Annotated in this window: 21 protein-coding genes; 6 read left to right on the top strand and 15 right to left on the bottom strand. The window is 46.1% G+C overall.

Translation table 11 applies throughout. The annotated features are described in order from the left end of the window. Positions 1 to 118: 118 nt before the first annotated feature. A complete protein-coding gene (gene acsA, locus ACQW03_RS21370) occupies positions 119 to 1834 on the bottom strand; it encodes an acetate--CoA ligase (protein WP_071641596.1) in 1716 nt (571 codons plus the stop codon). A 246-nt stretch (positions 1835 to 2080) separates the two neighbouring features. Here acsA and ACQW03_RS21365 point away from each other — a divergent pair, with 246 nt between their 5' ends. Further along, entirely contained in the window at positions 2081 to 2713 is a 633-nt protein-coding gene (locus tag ACQW03_RS21365; RefSeq protein WP_441951625.1) for a GNAT family N-acetyltransferase, read from the top strand. A gap of 12 nt (positions 2714 to 2725) precedes the next feature. On the opposite strand, the gene ACQW03_RS21360 is transcribed toward ACQW03_RS21365, so the two are convergent. From ACQW03_RS21360 to ACQW03_RS21345, 4 genes are all read right to left on the bottom strand, one after another. Beyond that, positions 2726 to 3424, bottom strand: a complete 699-nt coding sequence (locus tag ACQW03_RS21360) for a 5'-methylthioadenosine/adenosylhomocysteine nucleosidase (protein ID WP_441951623.1) — start codon at positions 3422 to 3424, stop codon at positions 2726 to 2728. A 113-nt stretch (positions 3425 to 3537) separates the two neighbouring features. Further along, positions 3538 to 4545 (bottom strand): catabolite control protein A, encoded by a 1008-nt coding sequence (ccpA, locus tag ACQW03_RS21355; RefSeq protein WP_023989333.1) that lies wholly within the window; start codon positions 4543 to 4545, stop codon positions 3538 to 3540. 107 nt (positions 4546 to 4652) lie between these two features. Further along, positions 4653 to 4994, bottom strand: a complete 342-nt coding sequence (gene ytxJ / locus ACQW03_RS21350; protein WP_071641598.1) for a bacillithiol system redox-active protein YtxJ — start codon at positions 4992 to 4994, stop codon at positions 4653 to 4655. 101 nt (positions 4995 to 5095) lie between these two features. Continuing rightward, positions 5096 to 5542 carry a hypothetical protein gene (locus ACQW03_RS21345; RefSeq protein ID WP_104496765.1) on the bottom strand — a complete coding sequence of 149 codons (447 nt, stop codon included), beginning with the start codon at positions 5540 to 5542 and terminating at the stop codon, positions 5096 to 5098. Between the two features lie 338 nt (positions 5543 to 5880). Here ACQW03_RS21345 and ACQW03_RS21340 point away from each other — a divergent pair, with 338 nt between their 5' ends. Beyond that, positions 5881 to 6417: a type 1 glutamine amidotransferase domain-containing protein gene (locus ACQW03_RS21340; RefSeq protein ID WP_441951620.1), complete on the top strand. Its 537-nt coding sequence runs from the start codon at positions 5881 to 5883 to the stop codon at positions 6415 to 6417. Positions 6418 to 6604: 187 nt separating this feature from the next. Here ACQW03_RS21340 and ptsP read toward each other — a convergent pair whose 3' ends face one another. From ptsP to aroA, 4 genes are all read right to left on the bottom strand, one after another. After that, positions 6605 to 8350 (bottom strand): phosphoenolpyruvate--protein phosphotransferase, encoded by a 1746-nt coding sequence (gene ptsP, locus ACQW03_RS21335; RefSeq protein WP_071641601.1) that lies wholly within the window; start codon positions 8348 to 8350, stop codon positions 6605 to 6607. After that, the gene (locus ACQW03_RS21330) at positions 8347 to 10230 is read right to left on the bottom strand and encodes a glucose PTS transporter subunit IIA (protein ID WP_023989337.1); all 1884 of its coding nucleotides are present in this window, start codon (positions 10228 to 10230) and stop codon (positions 8347 to 8349) included. The genes ptsP and ACQW03_RS21330 overlap by 4 nt, the downstream gene beginning before the upstream one ends. A gap of 301 nt (positions 10231 to 10531) precedes the next feature. Further along, positions 10532 to 10966 carry a CoA-binding protein gene (locus tag ACQW03_RS21325; RefSeq protein ID WP_441951617.1) on the bottom strand — a complete coding sequence of 145 codons (435 nt, stop codon included), beginning with the start codon at positions 10964 to 10966 and terminating at the stop codon, positions 10532 to 10534. Positions 10967 to 10999: 33 nt separating this feature from the next. Then, on the bottom strand, positions 11000 to 12292 hold the full coding sequence (gene aroA / locus ACQW03_RS21320; protein WP_061828990.1) for a 3-phosphoshikimate 1-carboxyvinyltransferase: 1293 nt from the start codon (positions 12290 to 12292) through the stop codon (positions 11000 to 11002). A gap of 269 nt (positions 12293 to 12561) precedes the next feature. Between aroA and ACQW03_RS21315 the strand changes: the two genes are divergently transcribed. Further along, positions 12562 to 12867: a rhodanese-like domain-containing protein gene (locus ACQW03_RS21315; RefSeq protein ID WP_441951615.1), complete on the top strand. Its 306-nt coding sequence runs from the start codon at positions 12562 to 12564 to the stop codon at positions 12865 to 12867. 245 nt (positions 12868 to 13112) lie between these two features. On the opposite strand, the gene gndA is transcribed toward ACQW03_RS21315, so the two are convergent. Both gndA and ACQW03_RS21305 read right to left on the bottom strand, forming a co-directional pair. Next, positions 13113 to 14519 carry an NADP-dependent phosphogluconate dehydrogenase gene (gene gndA / locus ACQW03_RS21310; RefSeq protein ID WP_013310934.1) on the bottom strand — a complete coding sequence of 469 codons (1407 nt, stop codon included), beginning with the start codon at positions 14517 to 14519 and terminating at the stop codon, positions 13113 to 13115. A gap of 173 nt (positions 14520 to 14692) precedes the next feature. Further along, positions 14693 to 15292: a hypothetical protein gene (locus tag ACQW03_RS21305; RefSeq protein ID WP_025724013.1), complete on the bottom strand. Its 600-nt coding sequence runs from the start codon at positions 15290 to 15292 to the stop codon at positions 14693 to 14695. A 279-nt stretch (positions 15293 to 15571) separates the two neighbouring features. On the opposite strand from ACQW03_RS21305, the gene ACQW03_RS21300 reads away from it, so the two are divergent. Continuing rightward, a complete protein-coding gene (locus tag ACQW03_RS21300; RefSeq protein WP_025724011.1) occupies positions 15572 to 16204 on the top strand; it encodes a YktB family protein in 633 nt (210 codons plus the stop codon). A 25-nt stretch (positions 16205 to 16229) separates the two neighbouring features. On the opposite strand, the gene ACQW03_RS21295 is transcribed toward ACQW03_RS21300, so the two are convergent. Further along, positions 16230 to 17513, bottom strand: a complete 1284-nt coding sequence (locus ACQW03_RS21295) for an MFS transporter (RefSeq protein WP_071641604.1) — start codon at positions 17511 to 17513, stop codon at positions 16230 to 16232. A 187-nt stretch (positions 17514 to 17700) separates the two neighbouring features. Here ACQW03_RS21295 and ACQW03_RS21290 point away from each other — a divergent pair, with 187 nt between their 5' ends. Further along, on the top strand, positions 17701 to 19176 hold the full coding sequence (locus ACQW03_RS21290; protein ID WP_013310938.1) for an aminotransferase class I/II-fold pyridoxal phosphate-dependent enzyme: 1476 nt from the start codon (positions 17701 to 17703) through the stop codon (positions 19174 to 19176). A 107-nt stretch (positions 19177 to 19283) separates the two neighbouring features. Here the strand turns inward: ACQW03_RS21290 and ACQW03_RS21285 are convergent, their stop codons facing one another. Continuing rightward, on the bottom strand, positions 19284 to 19589 hold the full coding sequence (locus ACQW03_RS21285) for a DUF1292 domain-containing protein (protein WP_007431055.1): 306 nt from the start codon (positions 19587 to 19589) through the stop codon (positions 19284 to 19286). Positions 19590 to 19668: 79 nt separating this feature from the next. Beyond that, entirely contained in the window at positions 19669 to 20226 is a 558-nt protein-coding gene (locus ACQW03_RS21280; protein WP_023989343.1) for a hypothetical protein, read from the bottom strand. Positions 20227 to 20428: 202 nt separating this feature from the next. Here ACQW03_RS21280 and ACQW03_RS21275 point away from each other — a divergent pair, with 202 nt between their 5' ends. Further along, on the top strand, positions 20429 to 21187 hold the full coding sequence (locus ACQW03_RS21275; RefSeq protein ID WP_071641606.1) for an MBL fold metallo-hydrolase: 759 nt from the start codon (positions 20429 to 20431) through the stop codon (positions 21185 to 21187). Between the two features lie 122 nt (positions 21188 to 21309). Here ACQW03_RS21275 and ACQW03_RS21270 read toward each other — a convergent pair whose 3' ends face one another. After that, positions 21310 to 21546 (bottom strand): DUF3892 domain-containing protein, encoded by a 237-nt coding sequence (locus ACQW03_RS21270; RefSeq protein ID WP_025724007.1) that lies wholly within the window; start codon positions 21544 to 21546, stop codon positions 21310 to 21312. Positions 21547 to 21629 lie beyond the last annotated feature (83 nt).

Below are 21629 nucleotides of genomic sequence, written 5' to 3'. Positions count from 1 at the left end.
GACAAAAGCAGAAAGTGATAGGTTGGGTGAATATGAGATTCACCCTAACAAAAAGGGAGTCCCCTTAGCCGTTAAGGCTTTGGAGACTCCCTTTTTTAATTCTAATATGCACAGCACTTCAATCCTCTATGGTAGATAAGTCACCTGTAGGAAGGTTAAGCTCCCAGGCTTTCAACACGCGTCTCATAATTTTACCGGAACGGGTTTTGGGTAGCTTTTCCTTAAACTCAATTTCGCGTGGAGCAGCATGAGCAGACAGCCCTTCCTTAACGAAGCGATAGATGTCCTGCTGTAAAGCTTCAGACGGTGCATAGCCTTCACGCAGTGCAACAAAAGCCTTGATAATCTCTCCCCGCACAATATCTGGTTTTCCAATGACTCCGGCTTCCGCTACAGCAGGATGCTCCAGAAGCTTGCTCTCCACCTCAAAAGGGCCGATTCGCTCCCCGGAGGAGTTAATGACATCATCAATCCTACCCTGAAACCAGAAATATCCGTCCTCATCCATGTAAGCTGAATCACCCGATACATACCAACCGGGAAAGCGGAAATATTCCTGAAACTTGTTCGGATTGTTCCATATACGATTCATCATGGATGGCCATGGTGTACGGATCGCCAAGTGGCCCATCCGGTTAGGAGGCAACACCTGCCCTCTGTCGTCCAAAATAGCAGCCTGAATACCTGGGAGTGGCTTTCCCATCGAACCCGGCTTAATTGGCAGCTCAGGGTAATTACAGATCAACTGTGCTCCTGTTTCCGTCATCCACCAAGTATCATGAATGCGCTGTGTATACACTTGCCATCCCCATCGCACCACTTCTGGATTCAACGGTTCCCCGACGGATAATACATGCCGCAGGCTGCTGAGATCATATTTGGAAACAACCTGCTCTCCTGCGCTCATCAGCATTCGAAACGCTGTAGGAGCACTATACCATATGGTCACTTCGTGACGCTCAATCGTGCGGTACCAGTCTTCCGGGCTGAAACGCCCCCCACGAATGACATTCGTCGCTCCATTTAGCCATGGAGCAAAAATACCGTATGATGTTCCCGTGACCCAGCCAGGATCAGCAGTACACCAATACACATCATCTTCCCGCAAATCCAGTACCATTTTGCCAGTATAGTAATGCTGAATCATTGCATTTTGCACATGATACACGCCTTTGGGCTTGCCTGTTGAGCCTGATGTATAGTGAATAATTAATCCATCTTCACGATTCAACCATTCTGGCTCAAGTTCCTCTGAGGACATAAGCATTTCTGTCTCGAAATCGATAATTCCCTGCTCGCGTGCATCCATATCACCAACCACAAAAATATGTCGCAGCTCAGGAAGCTCCTCACGTTTTACCCGTGGCAGAAGCGCAGGTGTGGTCACTAATGCCACCGCCCCACTATCCTCCAATCGATCTTTAACCGCAGTTTCCATAAACGCCTCAAACAATGGACCGACAACAGCCCCTACCTTTAGAACACCAAGTAAACTAATAACCAGCTCGGGTGAACGTGGCATGAAAATAAATACCCGCTCCCCTTTACCAATACCGTATTTCCGCAGCACATTTCCGAACCTGTTAGAGCTAGCACGAAGCTGAGAGAAGGTGTAGGTTTCGTGACGGTTTGCGTCACAATACAATAGTGCCGCTTTCTCACCTCGTCCTTCCTGTACATGTCGATCAATGGCTTCATGTGCCATATTCACCCTGCCTGTTTCATACCACGTAAAATGACGCTCTGCATCCTCCCACTGAAAGTTGTTGTAAGCTTGTTCATACGGGCCCATGTTGGATGTGGGAACTACAGTCTGGAGTTCTTCAATCTTCATGCGTTAAGCCTCCTCACAATGGATTAATGAGAATCACACAGAACAAGATAACGCTTACAAAACCAATAAAGCAGATGAAGTCCTTTGGTGTACTGGTTGATTTAAGCACTTAATTGTGAACATTTTATGTCTAAAACAGTATATCATAGGTCAGGATGTGACGACCATCCTTTTCATTTAATTGTTTTTTTGCTATAAGTAGGGGATATGAGGAACGAGCTCATGGCGAACAAGGAGGGCGTACACATGCAGCATTTAAAACTGTACCACTTGGACACGCTGGATCATAAGGGACAAACAATCTATGTAGAAGGCCCCGTATCCGCGGATCATCTGCGTTCATTTCAAATGCACAAGCAATTAGATGCCTTTCGCAAACCAAAGGAACAGTTCGACGCGTTGGTGGATATTTCGGAACTGCCAGAAGGCAGAATTATCATTGCCCACAACGGGGAAACCCTTCTGGGATATGTTACTTTTCATTACCCAGATGAGATGGAGCGCTGGTCGGAAGCTGGCATGAAGGATTTACTGGAACTTGGAGCTGTTGAGGTAGCCGATGACTATCGTGGTCTGGGCCTGGGTAGCCGAATGATTCGGATTGCCTTTGAGGACGGACAGCTTGAATCCTATATTATTTTTACGACCGAATACTATTGGCATTGGGATTTAAAAGGCAGCGGTCTCTCCGTATGGGAATACCGCCGCATGATGGAACGTCTGATGAAAACTGTAGATATGGTCTGGTACGCCACGGATGATCCTGAAATATGCTCACATCCTGCTAACTGTCTGATGGTACGAATGGGAAAGGATGTGCCCCTCGCATCACAGGAGCAGTTTGACCATATCCGGTTTGTCCGAAGATTCATGTATTAAAAAATTATACCCTTAGCCCAAATGCTTGAGCATGAACTCCACAATACGATGCGAACGATGTGAAGCTTCTACCGTAAATTCAGCATAATTAACGCGAGCCGATCCATCAGCCTTATCTGACATAGATCGTAGGACAACATAAGGCACAGCGTTCATATGAGCTGTCTGAGCCACAGCTGCACCCTCCATTTCGGTACAAGCACCGTCCATTTCCTGATGTAATGCAGTCACTAACTCACGATTTGCAACAAATTGATCGCCAGAAAGTACCTTGCCGACAATATACCGATCGCCAAACGATTTGCAGGCTTGCTCAGCTAGACTTACAAGCTTGGGATCAGCCACAAACTCTGAGGTGTCCTGATAAGGAATGACCCCTCTGGCATAACCCAAAGGCGTTACATCCATATCATGCTGCATACATGTTGATGAGATGACAATATCCCCAATGTTTAAATCGGGATGAACTGCCCCTGCCACTCCCGTAAATATAATCTGTTCTACACCAAAATGATCAATCAGGATTTGTGTTGTTACCGCAGCATTAACCTTGCCTACACCGGATTTGCAGACAACGACTCTTTGCCCGTGAATGATTCCTGTAGTGTACGTGATTCCAGCCTTGACCGTCTTGCTCGCTTCCGTCATCGCTGCCAGCAGCAATTCAATTTCTTCATCCATAGCACCCATTAATCCATAAAGTCGGCTCATTACGCATCCCTCTATTCTTGGTTTGATGATGATGTCCATAAGAAGCTTTATATCCGCGAAAAAAGCTCCATCAAAGGAGCTTTCATCGAGGTATATCCTATTCAGCACTGCGTCTAGTCTAAATAATTAACTGACAACCGCAAAATTGTTTCATGCGGCAAAATAACGCGAGGATTCTCCACGTTTTCCTTTTTCATCAGCTTGGTCAGCAAACGCATCGCTACCGCACCCAAATCGTACATCGGTTGCGCGACGGTTGTCAGCTGAGGACGAACCATAGAAGCCATACGAATATTGTCAACACTGATTACCGAAAAATCATCAGGAACTTTCAATCCCTCATCCTGAATACTGTGGATCGCACCAATTGCCATTTCATCCGTAGCAGCAAAAATCGCACTTGGCTTCTTCTTCAGGCCGAGAAAATATTTCATTGCTTCGACACCGGATTCATAACGGTAGTTCCCGATTCGCACGAGATCCTCCTGATAATCAATCCCGGCTGTTTCCAGTGCTCTCTTGTAACCTTGGAAACGTGCATAGCCGTTTGCAGGGTCTTGAAGCGTACCACTGATCATTGCGATTTGACGGTGTCCATGGCGGATCAACGTGTTTACTGCATCAAAAGCAGCGGCTTCATGGTCGATATCGACCGAAGGATAGCTTCCTTTTTCATCACTCGTTGCACATAGAACGATAGGGACCGCAGCTGTATGGAACGCCTGAATATGCTCGTCCGTTACTGTACCACCCATGAACAGAAGACCATCCACTTGCTTTTCAAGCAATGTGTTGATGACACGAATCTCTTTTTCTTTTCGCTTGTCGGCATTACACAAAATAATATTATAGTGATACATATTCGCTATATCCTCAATACCGCGCGCAATTTCTGCAAAAATTGAGTTCGATATATCCGGTATAACCACGCCGACGGTCGTTGTCTTCTTGCTGGCCAGACCTCTAGCAACCGCATTTGGGCGATATCCCAATTGTTCAATCGCTTCGTACACTTTCTTGCGGGTCTGAGGTTTCACATTAGGATTATTGTTAACTACGCGGGACACTGTGGCCATTGAGACACCAGCTTCGCGAGCTACATCATAGATCGTTACCGTCACATTCCTTCTCTCCATTGCCAATAAATTTTCAACCGAATCCTAGATCAACTAATTAGAACCATGATACGACAAAATACTACTTTATGCAACGACAGCACACATTCTATCTATGTGAGATGATCGTGGAGTGCACGGGCTGTAATATTCGAATGGGATGTATGCCAAACAGCCTCTCCGCCCTTGATTAAAATGGCCTGCGGGGATTCATGCTTTACCTGAAGCCTGTCCGCGGTTTCATTGGACACCAGCCGATCTTCTACTACATAAATGATACCGTATTCAATATTTTCGTTGGGAGCGCCATGCAAATAGGACTCCACTTCCTGATATGCGCCTGCACTTATCGGACAACGTGTGCTATGTTTAAAGAGAAGCAACGGCTTGTCTGATGACGCTTCCAGAGCCGTATTTAATTGTTGAACAGTAGTCATTTTTGTCATCGTCGCCATTGGATATACATTCCTTTCTGTGTCTTGTCGTATGGCCTATTCACATCGTAACAAAAAGAACATGTAAAATCCAATGGTGACCATGAAAATTTTCATATTTTTTAGTTTTTTGTATTCGTAAATACCGATTCACTGGTAAAACCGGATAATTGAACCAATTTTTTCTCTACATCATTCATCCAATCTTCGTCTCCCAGACTTCTCGCATAGCGATAAAGATCCAGTAAGAGATTAATTCGAAGCTCCATGCGCTCCTCCAAAGCAGATTGCCAATCCACATTGGGATTGTCCGTTTCCTCCAATACAAGCTTGCGAATTATTTCTGCCAGTTCATTGTTGCGAGCAAAAGATATTCTCCGTGCCGTAGGTTTGCTCCCTAAACTTTGTAATAGTGCCTTAATATCCTTTGTCACATGCTGCAAAACCTCACTGGAAAAGCATGACGAGCATGAGAATACAGGGACGTGCAAAATTTCAACCTTGTCCGCATAGATTACCTTTCGCAGTTCCAGTCCCATCGGTTTGCCACATTGACATTGCTTATGCATTTAACCACCTCATTACGTAGGATCAAACTATACGAGGATCTCATCAGAATCCAAATATATCTATTTACTAGTCTAATAAATATTTGTTAACTCCATTAAATCTATCATACCTTGTTTTATTTCGACTATGGGACCTCAAATCCTTCCACAGATTGCAGCTATGAACAAATTACCAAAGCTTTGGAGGGTCAGAAAATGACGACAATTGCTGTCAAAGAGCAGACTACTAACATAAGAATCTGCGAAGGAATGGACTTCGAGCGTTCTTTTTCTTAAGATGTAAAAGTACAGATTACAAAACAGAGGTGTCATCATGTGACGCACGAAAGGATGGTTGGATGTCAAGACTTGCTGGAAAAAAGGTTATCGCCCTAGTGGATGAGGAATTCGAGGATCTGGAGCTGTGGTATCCGATTTACCGTGTTCGTGAAGAAGGCGCAGAGGTGCATTTAGCCGGTGCGGAAAAGGGTAAGAAATATATTGGAAAATATGGCGTACCTGCGGAAGTGGAATATGCCTTTGAGGAACTGAATAGCAGTAATTATGACGGAATTCTCGTCCCTGGCGGTTGGGCACCTGATAAGCTGCGCCGCTATCCCAAGGTAATTCAACTCGTACAGGAGTTTCATGCTGCTCATAAGCCGATTGGACAGATCTGCCATGCAGGCTGGGTACTGATCTCTGCTAAAATTTTGGATGGTGTTACGGTAACCTCCACACCAGGTATTCGTGATGATATGGAGAATGCAGGAGCTATTTGGAAGGATGAGGCAGTTGTGACGGACGGACATATTGTATCTGCTCGTCGGCCGCCTGATCTTCCACCTTACGGAAAAGCGTTCTGCGATTTGTTAGCAGATAACACCCGGAAATAAGAGATTAAGTTAATTTTCCGTAATCTCAAAAGGCTGTCAACAAGATGAAAAAAAGAACCTTCAAAACCATGAATAAGTGGTTTTGAAGGTTCTTTTTCGTCCAAGCCGTGCTACGACATTAAGGTTTGCTACGACAAGCTCAACAGTACGGGGTATTGGCTGTGCAAAGCTTTGCGGACATTACATATTACTGCCGTCCAGGCCCGGCCGGAGTGCAGCTGACATTAGCTGCAGTCAGCTTGTCTTCGATTGCTGCACCAGTGGACATGCCAAAGCAAACCTGAGCGACTGTCGTTGCCTCAGATGCAGTCGTATTCAGCACACGATGCTTGACCCGCAATAAAGATTGGGGAGACATGCTGAGTTGATGTATCCCCAGTTCTAGCCAAAGAGGAACGGAACGTTCATCTCCAGCCATCTCACCACATACACTCACATCAATTCCTGCTTGATGTGCCGCTTGTGCAGTCATGCGCAGCATTCGAAGTACAGCTGGATGGTATGGATGGTACATATGTGCAATCTGCTCATTCATACGGTCTACAGCCAGCACATACTGAACCAGATCATTCGTTCCGATACTAAAAAAATCTGTTTCAGCTGCCAATAGATCAGCGATCATCGCTGCAGCCGGTACCTCAATCATAATTCCTCGCTGAATGTTCGGATTATAGGCAAGCCCTCTTGCATCCAAATCCGCCATAGCCTCCTTCAAAAGAACATCTGCCTGGCGGACCTCCTCCACGGATGAGATCATCGGATACATTACCTTGATATTTCCCGTTGCACTGGCTCGCAAAATTGCAGTCAACTGGGTTTTAAACAATTCCTTCCAATCCAGACTGATCCGTATAGCACGGTAACCTAGAAAAGGATTTTCTTCCTCTGGTAGTTGAAGATAGTCCAACGGCTTATCTCCACCGATATCCAATGTACGGATGACTACAGAGTGGTTCCCTGCCTTTTCCGCTATCAGCCGATATACTTCATACTGCTCCTCTTCATCTGGAGCAGATTTGCGATCCATGTATAAAAATTCCGTGCGGAACAGTCCTACACCTTGAGCGCCATGCTTCAAAGCTGCCTCCAGCTCTTTAATCGAACTAATATTAGCCGCCAGCCTCAGGGTGGTTCCATCCTTGGTCACGGCATCTACAGAAGCAAGTACCTGAAGCTGCTCTTTTCTGCGTCGCTGCTCGTCGCGCAAAATTTTATAATGATCAGTTACAGTTTTTTCCGGATTCACATAAACTTTGCCCAGGTCTCCGTCCACAACCATCATATCTCCCGTTTGAACGGGCAAATTCAGATTGCTCTCCAGTCCTGAAACGAGTGGAATACCAAGTGCGCGGGCCATGATCGCAGAATGTGATGTTTTCCCACCATTCATAGTTACAATCCCTAAAACATAGCTAGGATTCAAGTGTGCCGATTGGGAGGGTGAGAGCTCCTTGGCTACCAGAATATAGGGCTGTGTATCCTTGGGAAGAGTCACTTCCGGTGCACCCAGCAAATGCTTGAGCAGCCGGTTTCCCACATCTTTGATATCGATTGCCCGCTCCTTCATATATTCATCATCCAGTAAATCAAACATTGTTACAAAATGATCAATGGCTTCCTTCACGGCCACCTCGGCCGCCTTGTACTGACGCTCAATAATTCCGCGAATTTCATTCATGAATTCCGGATCTTCCAATATCGCAAGATGAGCATCAAAGATGCTGGATTCCTCCGGCCCCACCATCTCTCGAAACTCATCCTTAATAAACTGGATCTCACTTTTGGATGTGCGTATCCCTTCATACAACCGTTCAAATTCCTTCGCAAGATCTACCGCATCCATTTTTTGATCAGGTAAATCCCACTCCCAGCTCGGCAGGACAAATGCCTTCCCGATTGCCACACCTGCTGCGGCGCCGATGCCTTCTATCATGTTTCTACCCCTCCAACATTCCTGTCATGCAGCACAACGGACATTACCGAGGCCTGACCTTTTTTCACTGTTTTAAACGGAGCAAAGCTCCACGACTTGACGCGATCCGGATTCGTGATGACCATAGGAGTCACCAGTGATGGAGCTTGCTCTCGCAGCGCCTGCAAATCAAATTTGATTAGCAATTGCCCCGGTTCCACCGTATCGCCTGCTTCTACCATAGCAGTAAAATTCCCTTTTAGCTGTGAAGTATCAATCCCTATGTGGAGCAGAACCTCAAGTCCCTCTCGTGTGGAGATGCCTAAAGCGTGCATAGTCGGATACAAGTGCATCACAGTACCATACACTGGAGACACAAGTTCACCACGTTCAGGAACAAAAGCAACACCGTCCCCGACCAGCTTTGTCGCAAAAATTTTGTCAGGCACTTCATGAATCGGGAGCATTTTTCCATGTACAGGAGCGTTGAACAAAATTTGAGGGAGATCACGCTCCATCAGCTTCGCGATTTCCTCACGAATCAGTTCTGAATACGTTCCGAATACAACCTGCAAATTACCTCCACCCAGATTGATAAGCCCGGCCGATCCCAAAGCCTTCATCGCTCCGGTATCGATCAGTCTGTCATTGTGGACGGTCAGCCGCAAACGTGTGATGCAGGCCTCAACCTGCACAATATTTTCCTTCCCGCCAAGTGCTTCCAAAATAAGCGGAGCACTATAAGGAATATTGCCGGCCCAATCCTCCAGAACCGAACCTTCCTCGCGCCCAGGAGTTGGAATACGGAACCGCCGGATAGCCCATCGAAACAGTACATAATACACAAGCCCGTACGCCACTCCCACTGGAATTAACAACCAGGCGTTATGTGAGAGATGAAAATTAAGGACATAATCTATAAAACCCGCCGAATAGGAAAATCCGTGATGAATATCCAACTCAAAGGTAAGCCACATGGCCAGCCCAGACATAACCGCATGAACGAGGAACAAATAAGGTGCTGCAAACAAAAAGGCGAACTCGATCTGTTCCGACACTCCGGTAAAAAAGCAGACAAGCGCAGCCGTCAAAAATGTTTTTTGCACCTTTGGCTTCAAGTCTTCACGTGCTTCCTGAATGATCGCCAGCGCAATGGCAGGGATCGCAAACATCATAATGGGGAACAATCCGGACATGAAATAGCCCGCTGTCGGATCGCCAGCAAAAAACCGGGGTAAATCTCCCTGCACAACGTTGCCAGACGGCGTTTTATATGTACCCAGTTGGAACCAAAAAATATTATTAAGCAGATGGTGCAGACCAAAGGCCGCCAGCAACCGATATAGAATACCGTAGATAAACAGTCCAAAGCCGCCCAAGCTCGATTCCAGACCTACTATAAATTGCAGCCCTCTCTGTATGAGTGGGGCAATAATTAGCATGAGTCCTGCAAACACAGCCGAGAAGAGGCCAATAAGCAGCAGAACAAATCGGGTACCCCCAAAAAACTGAAGCACCTCGGGCAATTTGATGCTTTTGAAGCGATTATAGGCCACCCCTGAAATGACCCCCAAAATGATACCAATGAGCGTCGCCGGTTGAATGAGTCCGTTTCCAAATCTCAATGTGACCTGATCATATATAGCCATACCAGCTAATGCTGCCAGTCCCGCCTGACCTGCCTGATTCGACATACCCAGTGCAACACCAACCGCAAATAAATATGGCAAAAAATAAAAAATCCCGTGTCCCGCCGCATTTGCCATATCAGACACCATAGGGAACCCCCATGTGGACCAAGGAAGGCTGCCGAGACTTAGCAATATTGCAGCGGCTGGTAGCACCATCGTCGGGAGCATGACAGCACGACCGAGCTGTTGTAAGGATCCGAGCCAATTCATGGCATTCCTCTCCTTTCTATCCCTGATGGTAAGCCGAATAAATACTTTTGTCAAAGCAATGATTCCATCTGCCAAAATATTTATTTACGCTTCTACAGGTCAAAAAACTTTATCACCACAACAGATAACACTATGAATCCGTCTAGACCATTTTCATCATTAAGGCATACATACATTATATGGATTGCTAAAAGTATAATATACTTTACCATATTCCTCATTTCGCACCAAAAACCTTCAACCCTGTGAAGCAAGGGAAGAAGGTTTTCATGTGCATATAGCACGAGTCACTGATCCTTGTTTATCCTTTACGTACAGCCTGGGTCACTGAGTCCTCCACCTTAATACAACGATCCATAATAGCCGTCATTCCATGCTCCTGCGCAATGTCAGCGGCTTCCTGGCTTATAATTCCCTGTTGAAGCCACAAAATCTTAGCTCCAATAGTTGCTGCTTCACGCGCAACCTCTGCACAGTATTCACTGCGGCGAAATACATTGACCAGCTCCACAGGCTCAGGTACTTCAGCAAGACTGGCATAACAAGTCTCCCCAAGAATCGTTTGCCCTGCCGCCGCAGGGTTAACCGGAATAATCCGGTATCCCCGCTTCTGCATGGCATAAGAAACCATATAAGAGGTTCGATCTGATTTATCAGACAAACCAACAACCGCAATATTGCCTACTTGTTCCAAAATGGTTTTAATCTCTTCTCTCGACGGATTTTCAAAAGCCATCCCGTTCCCTCCTATTCGCATCTTCGTTTGCTTTTATTTTACCCATTCTACAGAAGCACCAAGCGTCGTTAGATGGTCAAAATACTGCGGATACGATTTGGCGACATGATGTGCATCCTTGATCACTAACGGCTTCTGTGCGCGCAAACCTACAATCGTCAAGGCCATAATAACACGGTGATCAAAATGCGCGTTAATTTCCACGCCACCTTCGACACCCTCCGGTCTGCCATGTACGATAATTTCCGCCTGGCGTTCTTCTACCCGAGCTCCAGCCTTGGTCAGCTCATTCAAATAATCGGTAATGCGGTCACATTCCTTATACCGTAAATTCTCCACGTTATAAAAGCGGGACGTGCCTTCAGCAAATACAGCCGCAGCCACCATTGCAAGCACAGCGTCTGTTGCAGCATCACCGTCAAACTCGACAGCTTTCAATCGGCCATTGCCCTTCACGACAACGGTATCGTTCTCATGTGTCAGTGGCACTTCCATCATGCGCAACACATCTACAATAGCGCGTTCTCCCTGTTTGCTCTGCTCTTTAAGACGATGGATGGTAACATCAGAATTCGTTACTGCAGCAGCCGCTAGCACCGCTGCACTCCCTGGATAGTCTCCCTGTACAGTATACGTACGTGGCTGATAGGATTGCCGCCCCGGGACACGGAAAGACATGTAATCATCGCTTGCATGAATGATAATACCAGCCTCTTGCAATACCTCCAGGGTCTGCCCAATGACCACCTTGGATTTCAAATCATGCAGCACTTCGATTTCACTGTCTTCCTCTAGTAAAGGCGTAAGGAATAGCAAGGCGCTCAAATATTGTGAGCTAACCGAGCCGGACACCTGAATTTTACCGCCTTTCGCCTGACCACCCTGAATACGAATTGGCAACTTACCTTCACGATGATCTACTTTCACACCCAGTTGCCCCAGTGCATCGATTAGATCATCATGTGGTCTCTTACCCAATGAGTCGGGATATGTATTAACAAATGTAACATCCGGACATAGAGATGCAATACCCATCAAAAAACGGAGCACCGCTCCTGCGTTTCCCACATTCAATTCCTTCACAGCTTGAGGATGGCTACCAAAACCTGTAATAACTATTTTTTCATCATCCTCTTCCAGTACTGCGCCCAGATCGGCGATACAACGACGCATAGCATCACTGTCTTCACTATGGGCTGGATAATAAATGGTACTTTGTCCCTCAGCAAGTGCCGCAGTGAGCAGATAACGAGTAGTGTAGTTTTTGGAGGACAGGGCCCCAATCTCTCCTTGCAAGGAAGGGGTAGGTCTAACGATAACATCCATAATGTACATGCTCCTTTTCGGTTCAAACCATCCTATTTTACGTTAATTATACAAGTTGTAGCATTCATTTCTCCACCCAAAAAATAAGAAATATTAATCTAGGTCGCCCGAGTGAATCCCGTCGGCTAATTAATCTATACCTGCCTTTAGGATTAAGCCGATTGACAGCCTAGAGATAGCTTAGCTATCATACATAGAGTGTGTGTGACATTTTGCACACGTCAAAAACATACGTAGCACCCATTATTTATCAGAAAAGAGGTCCGGCCATGACGCAAATCGCCCTGATTGAACCTTCTGAGTTGCGCGCACGTCTGCAAGCAGGAGAGCAATCGCAATTAATCGACGTCCGCGAAGCGGAAGAAGTAGCGGAAGGCATGATTGAAGGTGCCAAGCACATTCCGCTCGGACAGCTTCCGGGTCGTCTTGAAGAAATTGAACGCACCGGTGAAATTATATTTATTTGCCGGAGCGGTTATCGCAGTGAACGAGCCTGCGAATATCTACAGCAGCTAGGTTATGAAGGCTGTACTAACATGACCGGCGGCATGCTGCAATGGTCACAGGAGCAATAGAAAACCTACTTAACAAAAGAGACGGGAACTTCCCGTCTCTTTTGTTTTAACTCAAAGCTTAGACGCGGTAATGCATTAAAACGTTCTGTCCCTATCATACCATAGCCTCAAAAGATTACACAATCCTCTACTACCCTAGAATGATATCCATAATTAAAAATTAAAAAACGGAAGCTTCTTCTACCCATAGGGCAAAAAAGCTTCCGTTGTATTACATAATGCTATTCATGCATATCCGTCCGTCATTAGAACCATTGATGATGGAATACGCCTTCTTTGTCCACACGTTTGAACGTATGGGCACCGAAATAGTCACGTTGTGCTTGCAGCAGATTTGCTGGCAAACGCTCAGTGCGGTAGCTGTCATAGTATGCAAGCGCGCTGGAGAAGCCAGGCACTGGAATACCTTGAGATACAGCCACGGAAATCACTTGACGCCATGCATCTTGATACGTTTCAACTACATTTTTGAAGTAAGAATCCAGTAACAGGTTTTTCAAGGCAGGGTCGCGGTCATATGCATCCTTGATGTTTTGCAGGAATTGCGAGCGGATAATGCAACCGCCGCGGAAGATCATAGCGATTTTTCCGTATTTCAAATCCCAATCATATTCATCGGAAGCTGCACGCATTTGAGCGAAACCTTGAGCATAGGACACAATTTTACTTGCAAACAGTGCTTTACGTACGCTCTCGATAAATTCTTTTTTGTCGCCGCTGAAGGACTCAGCATTAGGACCGCTCAGCACTTTGCTTGCCGCAATGCGCTCGTCTTTCATAGCAGACAAGAAGCGGGAGAATACGGATTCGGTAATCATGGACAATGGCACACCCAGATCCAAAGCGCTTTGGCTTGTCCATTTACCTGTACCTTTTTGACCAGCAGCATCCAAGATAACGTCTACCATTGGCTTGCCTGTTTCAGCATCGTATTGGGAGAAGATGTCAGCTGTAATTTCGATCAGGTAGCTGTCCAGTTCCCCTTTATTCCATTCCGTGAAGATTTCATGAAGCTCTTCCGCATTCACGTTCAGGACTGATTTTAACAGGTGATAAGCTTCACCGATCAATTGCATGTCGCCGTACTCGATACCGTTATGCACCATTTTTACATAGTGACCAGCACCGTCGGGACCGATATATGTACAGCATGGGTCGCCTTCTACTTTAGCAGAGATTGCCGTCAGAATTGGCTCTACCAGTTTATAGGCACTTTCTTGTCCACCCGGCATGATGGCAGGACCATTCAAGGCACCTTCTTCACCACCGGATACGCCTGTACCAATAAAGCGAAGTCCTTTTTCCTCCAGCTCCTTGCTGCGGCGCTGTGTATCAGGGAAGTAGGCATTGCCTCCGTCTATAATAATGTCGCCCTTGTCCAGATGAGGCACAAGCTGTTCAATCGTGGCATCTGTTGCTTTACCAGCTTGAACCATGATCAGGATTTTACGGGGTGATTCCAGTGAGTTCACAAATTCTTCAATAGAGAAAGTACCCGTCAGTTTTTTACCTTCTGCTTCTTTGATAAGATCGTGCGTTTTTTCTGGAGAGCGATTAAAAACCGAGACAGTGAAGCCTCTGCTCTCAATATTAAGGGCTAAATTCTTACCCATTACCGCCAGGCCGATCACACCAATTTGCTGTTTTGCCATCTGGTTCCTCATCCTTTGCAACATATTTTGTCTTCTATATCGCCGCTTTACCGCATTACACTTTATGTGAATCGGAACACGTGCACTTCTATTTTAACGTTTTTGGTGTAAGAAGTGAACCCCTGTCTATTCACAGACCAAAACACCTCATTTTCATGAGGTGTTCAGATGTACTACGCTTCCATCATCAGCAGTTGGTGGGATAGCGTTTGCAGGCGTTCATGGCAATTCCCGATTTTAGCTGTATCTCCCGCTGTCATCGCTGTGAACAGTTTCTCCAATTCATCGTCCACTTCCATTTTAAGCAGCAGCAGCCGGGTTTCCCCTTCATTGGAAGCGTACATATCCTCCATTTCCTGTGCGGACAGCACCGGTCCTTTCTGATAAATGACACGCTGTTTAAAGCCTGTAACCTCGACCAGACGAATGACCTCACCGAACAAAATATTTTCTACTAAAATATGATGATCCTTAACTCTTTTGACAATGGCATGACCTCGGGTGCTTCCAATCAGCTTCTCCAACCACTCAGCCAGCTTGGCATCGCGGATTACATAATCTCCAGCCAACTTGTAGTGTCCTGTGCGCAGCTGTTGAAAACGGAGCTTCACCAGCTTGCGCCCGGTTCTCACCGACAAAACCAGGTACGACTCATCCTCGCTCCAGTACAGCGAATACCCTTCCGATATCAAATCCTTGATCAGATTATGGATATGCCGACGGCTAAACCGGAGCTCTAGATTGCAATATTCTACCTCACAGCCCTTGTTCACGGCATTCCCTCCTTTTTCAAGTCCGATTCAAGAAGTCCGGCTACAGCAAGCCTGCGGCTTTCCCGCTTGATCTTCCCTTGCTCTATTTTATACTTCATTTTATGTAAGGGTACTTGGTTATTTGACCTATTTTTATGAGTAACAGCGCACAATCCTACTTTTGCCTTATATGCTTGTTTCAAACCTGGTCTAAAGTCGGCCAAGCCCGGCGGCATTATGCTATAATCGGACATATTACGCCACACGACATGGCTTAACCCAGTTACAGGAGGAAAAGGAATGACATTTAGTGGATTTACTGCAAAGGACTTCGATGTTTTTGAAATACCGGGGTTGGAGCCTCGTATGGAAGTGCTGATTCAGCAGGTTCGGCCCAAGCTGGAGGCAATTGGCGAGGAATTGGCCCCGTTCCTGACAGACTTATGTGGGGAGCCTATGCACGTTCACGTTGCCAAGCATGCACGACGCAAAGTCAATCCCCCCAAAGATACTTGGGTTGCCTGGGCGGCAAACAAGCGCGGATACAAGGCGCTGCCGCATTTTGAGGTAGGCATGTTCGCTTCCCATCTTTTCGTCATCTTCGCAATTATTTATGAAAGCCCGAACAAAGCTACATTTGCCCAGGCGCTCGAAGCCAACCTGAGTGATGTACGTTCTAACCTACCGGATCATTTTTACTGGTCCATGGATCATATGGCTCCAGAAGGCACAGAACAACAACACATGGATAATGAAGATTTTCAAACGATCATCCACAAGCTGCAACAGGTAAAAAAAGCGGAGGTCATGTGTGGAATCCGTATTGACCGAGAAGATCCACTCGCCAGTGACGGGGCTGCACTATTACAGGCAGTGCGTTCTACCTTTGAGCATTTGCTGCCGCTGTACCGAATGTCTTTCTCGAAAGAGTAGCCCTCGCCGCTTTTCAAGGTGCTGTTCAGGCCTCCACAGTCTTCCTGCGTGGATTACGTGCCAGAGCCAGGTGGCAGCCAAACATGAGCAGCATCACGACCCCACTGATGATAAATGGAGCTGTGTGTCCGGCACGGTCCCATAGCACTCCTGAAACGAGCGGGCCTATAACCATGCCGGAGCCTTGAAGTGTTAAAAAAAAGCCCCATACCGTTGCTCGCTCGCTTTCCGGAATCAGTCGGGCAAGAAATGTGTTCCATGCAGGCAAAATGAGCGCATATCCCAAACCAATAAGCGCTACGGATACAAACACCAGCGGAATAGATCGAACGATTGAAAAGAGAAACAGCGTAATTCCGGCTAGCAAAAAGCCAACATGTAGAAAATACTCCGTTCCAAGTCGGTCGACCAACTTGCCGCAAGGGATCAGTGCCAGCACAGTCACCCCACCGCCTGCAATCAGGAGCACGCTGTACAGGTTTGGTGAAATCCCGAGGTCCGTTCGAGCGTATAGCGTCAGTACCGGGCTGATTAAACCGATAACAAAAGACTGCAAAAACAGCGCCGGGTAAATTAACGGGTTGACGTTAAGCTTTGTTTTGAGCACGCCGATCGTCTCCTGGATTCCTTTCAGAACTCCCCGCTTTTGCTTTATGTGCCCATCAGACGACACTAGAGCGCTCTGTTTGAGGTCACCTTTGTCAGCAGACCTTTTCGGTCCTGGCAGCATGAGAGCAACCAACAACAATACAACACTGCATCCTATCAAAATCATGAACACCATGCCGTAAGAATGCCCATAGTGGGATATGGCGAAGTTCATAATGAGCGGACCCAATCCCGTTCCGCCCATAGACGCAATTTCCAGTGTGCCCATCGCCGCGCCATTGCTGTTATTAGGCCCGGACATTTCGGTCGTTCCGGTCATAACACAAGGCCAGAGCGGAGAAGTACCCAGACCGAGCAGCAGACACGCGACGACGAGCCACACGGGCTCTGTCAGTACGCTCAGCATAATAATAGCTACAAGCGTAAACAACAGTGCGGTCGACATCGTTCCACGGTAGCCAAGCCGTTCAGCCATCCAGCCCGCCGGTGCCCGGAACGCATTGTCTCCAAAATATTGAAGTGAAAAGGCTAAACCAATAATCCCGGCTGACAAACCAAGCGTTTCTCCCATATATACCGGCAGGATGGATACCAGAAGAGATCCTTTCATAAATTCGACGAGAAATACCAGAATCCACAATTTGCTAAAAAAAGGAGTCCACAGCCGCTGCCGAGCTTTTTTTCGTCCTTTTTGCCACATCTAATCCACATCCTCCACCTTCGTTTTTTGGCTATAAAGACCGGGTTCTCCGCCTACTCCACTCTTTCGCAAATAAATGCGCCCTCAATCGCTTGCATTCCTACTTCAAACTGCTATACTCAATTTTGTTCTATTATCACTTGCACAGGATTGTCGAAATCCTGCACGAAAGGTTGTGACAACACTAATGAATCAAAGCAACACCCCGCTTTTTACTGCTTTGAAGAAGCACGCTCAGAGCAACCCGGTTCAATTTCACATCCCAGGTCATAAAAAGGGAGTCGGAGCAGATCCGGAATTTCGCGAATTTATGGGGGATAATGCCTTTTCCATAGATATGATCAACATCGCTCCATTGGACGATCTGCATCAACCAACAGGTGTCATCGAAGAAGCCCAAAAGCTTGCAGCAGATGCCTTCGGAGCAGATTATACTTACTACAGTGTACAGGGGACAAGCGGAGCCATCATCACCATGATTATGTCCATTTGCTTGCCAGGTGATAAAATTATTGTACCCAGAAACGTACACAAATCTATAATGTCTGCCATTATCTTTGCTGGTGCAAAACCAGTATTCATTTCTCCAGTCAGTGATGAGAATCTCGGTATTCACCACGGGGTTACAACCAAGTCCGTACGCCGGGCATTGGAACGCCACCCTGACGCCAAGGGCGTCCTTGTTATCAACCCGACATATTACGGTGTGTGCGCCGACTTAAAAGAAATTGTAGATCTCGCTCACAGCTATAATGTGCCGGTCCTGGTCGATGAGGCTCACGGGGTACTGATTCATTTTCATCCTGATCTACCGATGTCCGCCATGGAGGCGGGAGCAGACATGTCAGCTACAAGTGTCCACAAGCTGGGCGGTTCCTTGACACAAAGCTCGATCTTGAATGTAAATACGAAAAACGGATACGTTAACCCACAACGTGTACAAACGATTTTCAGTATGCTGACAACAACATCCACTTCGTATCTCCTGTTGGCTTCCTTGGACACATCCCGACGCAACCTAGCACTTAACGGTCATGAAATAGCACAACGAGCCCTTGATTTGGCTGAATATTGCCGCTCAGAGGTTAACAAGATTGAAGGGCTATATTGCTTTGGTAGTGAAATTCTCGGCACGGAAGCTACTTACGATTATGATCCAACCAAAATTACGGTTCATATCCGCCATTTAGGTCTTACTGGATACGATGTGGAAAATTGGCTGAGAGATCACTACAATATCGAGGTTGAGCTTAGCGATATGTACAATATTCTCTGTTTGGTGACGCCTGGTGATACCAAAGAGGAAATTGAAATTTTATTAAAAGCTCTGCGTGAGCTGGCTTCTCTGCACTATTCCACAGGTCAGGAGCATGAGCTGGTTGTAAAGATACCGGATATCCCTCAGCTCTCCCTTATTCCAAGAGACGCTTTTTATGGAGATACGGAAATCGTGCCTTTCAAGGAATCTGCTGGCCGCATTATTGCAGAATTCATTTATGTGTATCCACCTGGTATTCCGATCTTACTGCCAGGAGAAGTTATTTCGCAGGACAATATTGATTATATTGTTGATCATGTAGAAGTAGGCCTGCCTGTTAAAGGACCTGAGGACCGAACAGTACATCAGGTGAAGGTTATCGTCGAGACTGACGCTATTTCATAATATTGAACTGTCAACACATGCTTACAAAATATGTTGATAGCCAACAAAAAAAGCCCCCATTTGGGGGCTTTTTTTCTTGAAGAGCTATGCAGCTGCTACATCCAATTCTATTCGTATTGGGCAACAAGCTCGCTATATGCGGCTTCTACACGTTTCCACTCATCTTCGTCCTCAATATTGTAAAGCACCATTTCTTCGTTTTCTTCTTCCATACGAAGAATAATGCCATCCGCTTCGGGATTGCCTCGCTCAAGCAGAAGAGCATAAACGTGATCTTCTACGTCAAAGGTCTCTACCAGCACCATTTCTACATCTTTACCATTTTCATCAGTTAGCGTAAGAACCATTTCTTCATGTTCGTGGTCATGATCGTGGTTGCAGGCTTCACCGTGTTCATGTTTGTGATCACTCATGGAAATACCTACCTTCAAATTGTTTTATTTTCCCCCGTATCGTAACATGATCAAGGGTGCAGGTCAATTTGTGGTATGCCTAATTTATCGCTGTAATGACTTTTTCGGACACCAGGGTATAGCTGCCGTCTTTGCTCTCTTTAATGTAGAAACCAACCCGGTAATTCCCTGCTGTTTTGAAATCATACGTAAAGTCGTTCGTACGGAACCAGAAGTTATCCTTTTGCGCTCCTTTGATATCTTGAGACTGAATATCCTTCACGTTGCCCGAAGGGTCGGTGATCGCTACCTTCACTCCGGAGATATCTGTTTTCAAGGTATCAATTTGACTGAATACATTAAATTTCACTTTATTGCCTTTATTCACGTTACCAAACACCGTATCTCCCTTGAACAGGAACATATGCACGTTAGGCTGGTCGAAAACAACTTTTCCACCGGATGGATCAAAATTTACAAGTCCGTTAAAATCACGGATGGGCACATAGGTTTTCCCATCAATGACAACTGCGCCATCTTTTGACACTTCTCCATTAATAATCAACTGCACTTGGTCCTTGGCGGATTCCGCCGAAATGGCGGTCCCTCCCATTATTGAAAAGGCCATCACTAGGGCCATCACTTTTCTCCATTTCATCACTACTAATCCCTCCATCGTTATCTGTTTAAAACCTTCTGTCGTACATTTATACCTAGCTCAGCCGCACAAGTTGCGCTGTGTTTCACAAATTGTCCAAAGTTTTTACATAAGGAGCCAAATCTTTAGTTCCAGCAGCATAGGTGATAAAATACGACTGTAGAATGTCCTAGTACACAAAGTCCGGAGGGAAAAATCCATAATGAGTCTAACGATACAAATGCTTGGCACAGGCAGTGCCTTTGCCAAGCATTATTACAACAACAACGCGCTGCTGGACAGCGGAGAAGGCAAACTGCTGATCGATTGCGGTACAACCGCTTCTTTAGCATTACACGAAATGGGCGTCCCTTTGCCTGATATTGACGCAATTTTAATCACACATATTCACGCAGATCATGTCGGAGGTTTGGAGGAATTCGGTTTTCAAATGAACATTCTCCATCGTCGCAAGCCTCTACTTTATATCGCCGAACCACTAATCCACCCTTTGTGGGAACATACGCTCAAGGGCGGAATGTCACAGCAAGGTATGATTGACAAGCTTGAAGATGTATTCGAGGTAAACGTAATAACGCCTGGTGTACCCACTACATTAGTATCAGGTATCCAGGTGGAGCTAATCCCTACAAGGCATATTCCGGGTAAAAACAGTTATTCCATATTCATTAATGACCGCCTTTTTTATAGTGCAGATATGGTTTTTGACCCTGATTTGCTTCATCATCTGGTGCATGAACGAGGATGTCGGGGTATTCTGCATGAGGTTCAATTACAAGGCGCTGGAGAAGTCCATACGACGTTGGACGAGCTGCTAAGCTTGGCGCCATCTCTTCAAGAGCGGATTCATCTGATGCACTATAGTGATGATATGGAACAGTTCAGGGAGAAAGCAGGAGTCATGTCCTTTCTGGAGCAGCAACGAGTATATCAACTTACAGAGTTGGAACGTGCAGAGTAGCATGCTAAATACAGTTTGAACAATTAACAAAAAGCCGCCTGGCTTTCCTACAAAGGATAGCCAGGCGGCTTGCTGTTCTTGAATATAATGATGAACTTGCATTCTAATGTTGCGAGTTAAGGTCAGAACAATGGCAGTTGATCCAGGTTATTAGATGGATCTCCATCGGCATCTCCCCGAATTCGTTTGCTTCCATCCTTGGCCTTGAAAACGTTAACGCCTGCAATTGAGCCTGCTTCAATCTCGTTCAATGCTTGGCTATAATCTAAAACCCGACCAGTAGATGTCTGAAAAGACGTAAGGTCGCCATCCCCGTTTTTACGTACTGCTGTAATTTGCTCCCGTTCTGTATCAGCCATACTGTATCGCTCCTTATCCATAGTATAGTGGAGGAACTTTTACTAGCATGCACATTGTACAGATTTGTATGCACCTTACGCTG

It is taken from the genome of Paenibacillus sp. DRB1-1 (assembly GCF_052119485.1).
GTDB classification, from domain to species: domain Bacteria; phylum Bacillota; class Bacilli; order Paenibacillales; family Paenibacillaceae; genus Paenibacillus; species Paenibacillus polymyxa_B.
Note: the sequence above shows the minus strand (reverse complement) of the source record. Positions and strands in the feature narration are given on the sequence as shown.

Bases quoted from the DNA above. Each gene is read 5' to 3' on its own strand.
- acsA (WP_071641596.1), bottom strand. From the start codon at position 1,834: ATGAAGATTGAAGAACTCCAGACTGTAGTTCCCACATCCAACATGGGC.
- ACQW03_RS21365 (WP_441951625.1), top strand. From the start codon at position 2,081: ATGCAGCATTTAAAACTGTACCACTTGGACACGCTGGATCATAAGGGA.
- ACQW03_RS21360 (WP_441951623.1), bottom strand. From the start codon at position 3,424: ATGAGCCGACTTTATGGATTAATGGGTGCTATGGATGAAGAAATTGAA.
- ytxJ (WP_071641598.1), bottom strand. From the start codon at position 4,994: ATGGCGACGATGACAAAAATGACTACTGTTCAACAATTAAATACGGCT.
- ACQW03_RS21345 (WP_104496765.1), bottom strand. From the start codon at position 5,542: ATGCATAAGCAATGTCAATGTGGCAAACCGATGGGACTGGAACTGCGA.
- ACQW03_RS21340 (WP_441951620.1), top strand. From the start codon at position 5,881: ATGTCAAGACTTGCTGGAAAAAAGGTTATCGCCCTAGTGGATGAGGAA.
- ptsP (WP_071641601.1), bottom strand. From the start codon at position 8,350: ATGATAGAAGGCATCGGCGCCGCAGCAGGTGTGGCAATCGGGAAGGCA.
- ACQW03_RS21330 (WP_023989337.1), bottom strand. From the start codon at position 10,230: ATGAATTGGCTCGGATCCTTACAACAGCTCGGTCGTGCTGTCATGCTC.
- ACQW03_RS21325 (WP_441951617.1), bottom strand. From the start codon at position 10,966: ATGGCTTTTGAAAATCCGTCGAGAGAAGAGATTAAAACCATTTTGGAA.
- aroA (WP_061828990.1), bottom strand. From the start codon at position 12,292: ATGGATGTTATCGTTAGACCTACCCCTTCCTTGCAAGGAGAGATTGGG.
- ACQW03_RS21315 (WP_441951615.1), top strand. From the start codon at position 12,562: ATGACGCAAATCGCCCTGATTGAACCTTCTGAGTTGCGCGCACGTCTG.
- gndA (WP_013310934.1), bottom strand. From the start codon at position 14,519: ATGGCAAAACAGCAAATTGGTGTGATCGGCCTGGCGGTAATGGGTAAG.
- ACQW03_RS21300 (WP_025724011.1), top strand. From the start codon at position 15,572: ATGACATTTAGTGGATTTACTGCAAAGGACTTCGATGTTTTTGAAATA.
- ACQW03_RS21295 (WP_071641604.1), bottom strand. From the start codon at position 17,513: ATGTGGCAAAAAGGACGAAAAAAAGCTCGGCAGCGGCTGTGGACTCCT.
- ACQW03_RS21290 (WP_013310938.1), top strand. From the start codon at position 17,701: ATGAATCAAAGCAACACCCCGCTTTTTACTGCTTTGAAGAAGCACGCT.
- ACQW03_RS21285 (WP_007431055.1), bottom strand. From the start codon at position 19,589: ATGAGTGATCACAAACATGAACACGGTGAAGCCTGCAACCACGATCAT.
- ACQW03_RS21280 (WP_023989343.1), bottom strand. From the start codon at position 20,226: ATGAAATGGAGAAAAGTGATGGCCCTAGTGATGGCCTTTTCAATAATG.
- ACQW03_RS21275 (WP_071641606.1), top strand. From the start codon at position 20,429: ATGAGTCTAACGATACAAATGCTTGGCACAGGCAGTGCCTTTGCCAAG.
- ACQW03_RS21270 (WP_025724007.1), bottom strand. From the start codon at position 21,546: ATGGCTGATACAGAACGGGAGCAAATTACAGCAGTACGTAAAAACGGG.